Annotated in this window: 3 protein-coding genes; all 3 read left to right on the top strand. The window is 36.9% G+C overall.

What is annotated here, in order from left to right; genetic code table 11:
• Positions 1-408: 408 nt before the first annotated feature.
• A complete protein-coding gene (gene xseA / locus ACFIMP_RS09270) occupies positions 409-1,839 on the top strand; it encodes an exodeoxyribonuclease VII large subunit (protein WP_375686299.1) in 1,431 nt (476 codons plus the stop codon).
• Positions 1,840-1,853: 14 nt separating this feature from the next.
• Complete coding sequence (locus ACFIMP_RS09275; RefSeq protein ID WP_375613872.1) at positions 1,854-2,444, top strand: DNA-3-methyladenine glycosylase I; 591 nt, start codon at positions 1,854-1,856, stop codon at positions 2,442-2,444.
• 1,623 nt (positions 2,445-4,067) lie between these two features.
• Positions 4,068-4,514, top strand: a 447-nt coding sequence (locus ACFIMP_RS09280; protein WP_375686300.1) for an ABC transporter substrate-binding protein, incomplete at its 3' end; no start/stop codon positions are given.

Genomic DNA, 4,514 nt, shown 5'->3' on the forward strand with positions numbered 1-4,514 from the left:
AAAATAAAAAGGTATCAGGTTTATAAAATATAAAAAACATGGTCATGATATATTTGATGTATTGCAAAGCTCTTTAACACTTTGCAATACATTGAATTTTATCGGGAATGGATTACTATGTTGTGTAGAGAATTTTATTTCAGGAATTCTTATAGAATATGTGTTTGTTTGGATGTTAGGATTGAATATTTTAACTTCTATTGATAGAATTTTCGGATGAAATAATGACTCTAGACATCCCCATACAACGGCTTCAAGTTTTTTTTACAACCCTGATAATCGATTTGAAATTAAAAATATAAGTTGTTCTAGCCGGTGTTATGGGTATTTTGATGAAGCTATAAATCAAAAGTTTAAAGATGTGTTGTTTCAAAAAGGTTCACAGAAACGGGCGTAAAGAATTGAAAAATGGTAAGTTTGTTTAGTGAAAAAACAGGTGTAACAAATGTGGCAGAATTCACTGTTTCCGAAATAGCAGGGGCTCTAAAGCGTGTTGTTGAAGAAAAGTTTGGTTATGTACGGGTGCGTGGGGAGATATCAGGGTACCGTGGTACTCATGCTTCGGGACATGCTTATTTTGCTTTAAAAGATGATAAGGCACGGTTGGAAGCTGTTATTTGGCGTGGAGTTATGGAAAAGCTCAAATTCCCTCCTGAAGAAGGGATGGAAGTAGTTGCTGTTGGTAAACTTACGACGTATCCAGGGTCATCGAAATATCAAATTGTCATCGAGGCTCTTGAACCAACGGGGGTTGGTGCTTTGATGACACTTCTTGAAAATCGTAAGAAAAAGTTTTTAGAAGAAGGCTTGTTTGATGAAGAAAAGAAAAAAACTTTGCCTTATATGCCTCGAATTTTAGGCGTTGTAACATCACCAACAGGTGCTGTTATTCGTGATATTATTCATCGTATATCCGATCGTTTTCCGTTGCATATTTTGGTTTGGCCTGTACGTGTTCAGGGGGAAACAAGTGGGAGGGAAGTGGCTGTTGCTGTTGAAGGTTTTAATGCTCTTGGTCCAGGTGGACTTATTCCAAAACCTGATCTTATTATTGTTGCACGGGGAGGAGGAAGTTTAGAAGATTTGTGGGGGTTTAATGACGAAGCTGTTGTTCGTGCTGTTTATGAATCTTCTCTTCCTGTTATTTCTGCTGTTGGGCATGAAACGGACTGGACCTTGATTGATTATGTGGCTGATTGGCGCGCTCCAACTCCTACCGCCGCAGCAGAACGGGCTGTTCCTGTTAAGCTTGATCTCGAGGTGCTGGTGGCATCGCTTGATGCACGTTTGCGCAAGGGACTCGCGCGTTATTTGGATTTTTATCGACAAAAATTGCGTGCTACTCTACGAGCTCTTCCGACTGCCGATCAACTTTTTGCTCTACCACGGCGTGGTTTGGATGAAACTTCAAGTCGATTGCAGCGTGCTCTTTGTGTAAGCTACGATAAAAAACGTTTTTCTTTTCATGCACTTGGTGTGCGTCTTTCACCGCGTTTGTTAAATAGTGAAAAAGCACAACGCAATACAAAGGAATATACGGCACGTCTTCAGCGTGCTTTTGTGCGTAGTGTGGAAAAACAACGTGCTGGGTTAGAGGTAGTATCTAGGCTTTTAAAAAGCACTTCATATCAGAATATTTTGGAGCGCGGTTTTGTTTTGGCTTTGGGGAAAGAGAATAAGCCCATTAAACGCTTGGCTCAGTTTCCTGAAATGGGGCACATAAATTTACGCTTTTTTGATGGAGATATCAGTGTTGCAACACAAGAGCCTATTTCCGCTAAACGTTCAAAACACAAGCAAATAAAGTCGCCAAGCGATGATCAAGGAATGCTCTTTTAATACGGGTCAATGCCATGCTTGCGGAAGGTCTTCTTAAGGGAGTGGATGGAAAAGTTCGTTGCGCATGGGCTGGAACGGATCCACTTTATTGTGCTTATCATGATACCGAATGGGGAAAGCCTATTTTTGAGGATATTCGTTTGTTTGAGAAAATTTGTCTTGAGGGTTTCCAAGCGGGGCTTTCTTGGTTTACAATTTTAAAAAAACGCTCTTTTTTTCGCGTTGCATTTGATCACTTTGACTTTGAAAAGATTGTTCATTACGATGAGCTAAAGGTGAAAATGTTAATGCAAAATAAAGACATTGTTCGCCATCAAGGAAAAATTCAATCAGTGCTTAATAATGCACTTAGAGCACAAGAAATTATAACAGAGTGGGGAAGTTTGTCCCGCTATTTTTGGTCTTTTCAGCCACCACAATCAGAGCGTTATGAAAAGATAGACTTTCAAACACTGTTGGCTAACCCTATGACACCTGCTTCTCTTCGTCTTTCTCAAGACTTGAAGAGACGTGGCTGGACATTCGTTGGTCCCACAATTTGTTATGCTTTTATGCAGTCCGTAGGGATTGTTAATGATCATCTTGAAGGATGTTTTTGTCGATAAATTGGCAAACTGTCTTTTGTAAGAGTAATGATCAATAGGATAATAATTGAATTATTTAATAAATGTATAGATTATACAATTCCACTGTATAAGATAATTGAAATATACAAACTATACAATATTAATGATTTTCTACTGTTGTTGGCACTAAAAACGATAAAGGTATAATTTTGAGGATGAAAAAACAGATGCCAAAAGAAGTGATACCTTAACTGTTATGTATCTGAAGTGAGATAATGGTAATGTCTTGTATGTTTTAAAGAAACATTTAGTACACCAAAACCCATTTCGCGGTGGCGCCCGTGAATGGTATGACAGTAAATCCATTGTGCACTCCATCTTTACGCTTATGAAGGAGCAAATCGGCACCATCACACACTTTACTAGCTCTCAATGTTGTGCAACAGTCTTTGGCATTTGTAATGGTTGAGAAGAGTTTTTTTTATTTCTGTTAATGACATGACGGTTATAATTAATGAATATTTTATTCATGATTATTGACGAATGCAAAGTGGTTTTTAGATGGGGTGCTGTTGTTGCATTGTTTTACTTTGCTTGTATGATTGTCGGTTTATTTATATGTAGGTCGATTGCTCAATGCTTACCTAGGTAATAAAAATAAAATACAGCGATGAAAAATTGAAGTTAAATGACTCAAGCTGCTTGTGTTAGGTTTTATTATCTGATAACTTTCCTTCACTAGAGAGGAATTTTACTGCGTGTGAGCTCCAGTTTTGGGAGGATACTTAAGCTCAGACAGACTGGTATTCACTGCATTGCTTCGTTGAATCTCTGTATGTTTCCGCTGGAAACGAGAGTTCTGTTGCGGTATGTTGTTTTCTATTCTATTTTTATAGTGGTAAAGCAATGATGCACGCCAAAGTTTAGAAGGGTTTATATTCGTTATGTCTTTAGGGGGGAAACGTCTAATGAATTTTATTTTTATCAATGAGAGAATGCATTTTAGTGTATATTCTTTTATTGTAAGCTTTATTTCTCAAAAGATAAAGCGTGGAAGGAATGCTTCTTCTCATTTTTCCTTTATCTTTGTTAACGCGTTTGGTTTTGTTGGTAAAAACGTAAAACTTTTGACACTTAGTTTTCAAAAGATTAAGCAGATTTTTGTGGGGGGTAGCGTTTTAGAAAAGATATTTTCTTATGTCTTTCTGCTGTTTCAGTGCCGTTTTGGTCATGTAGTAAAGATGCGCCGTATCTTGAAACAGTGTTTGAGGGGGATGACTATTTTTAAAGTTTGCATATTTTATTTTAAATGTCGCCTAAAGGAATAGAATAATGAATTCATAAATTTTTGCGTAATGATTTTTTTAAAGCTCACTATTTTTGGGGCGACAAGGCTTATTGATGATTAATAGAGAACTGATATAGTGCATTATCATATGCAAAGAGGTTATGAAAAGAATGTAATACTGGTTAGCAAAACATATATTGCATGTTCGTTATGGTTTATTGAGACGTAAGTCAATGAATTTATCAAGTAGATGACTCTGTGTAGGTGATTAAAAATATAGGCGATTAGAACGTATTTATTCAATGTTATAATTATAAATTTGCTATATTATTTCAGCGTCATTAATTGATAAAAATAAATAAAGGGAAAAGTTTATGAACTTGAAGAAAACAATATTGAAAAGTAGCAGCTCTCTTGTTTCTGCTCTTATGGCATTGGCGATGGTTGCACAACAAGTTTCAGCAAAAACACCGGCTAATACCCTTGTGATGGCTTGGAATCTTGATGCAATTAGTACGTTTGATCCCGCACAACTTAATGATGTTTATGGAAGTGAAATTATTTACAATATTTGTGATAATTTGGTCAGTACTGCGACAGATGATCCTGCTAAAATGGTTCCCGCTTTAGCAACACATTGGGATGTTTCAGGTGATGATCACAGTACGGTGGTTACTTTTCATTTACGTGATGGTTTGAAGTTTAATGATGGTCGATCAGCCAATGCCAATGATCTTGTTTGGGGTATGAAGCGGATTGTCAAATTGAAGATGGGTAATGCGGCAATTTTTAATGAATATGGAATTACAGAGCAAAATGTT

This window comes from Bartonella sp. AP65SXKL (genome assembly GCF_042195725.1).
Classification (GTDB): domain Bacteria; phylum Pseudomonadota; class Alphaproteobacteria; order Rhizobiales; family Rhizobiaceae; genus Bartonella.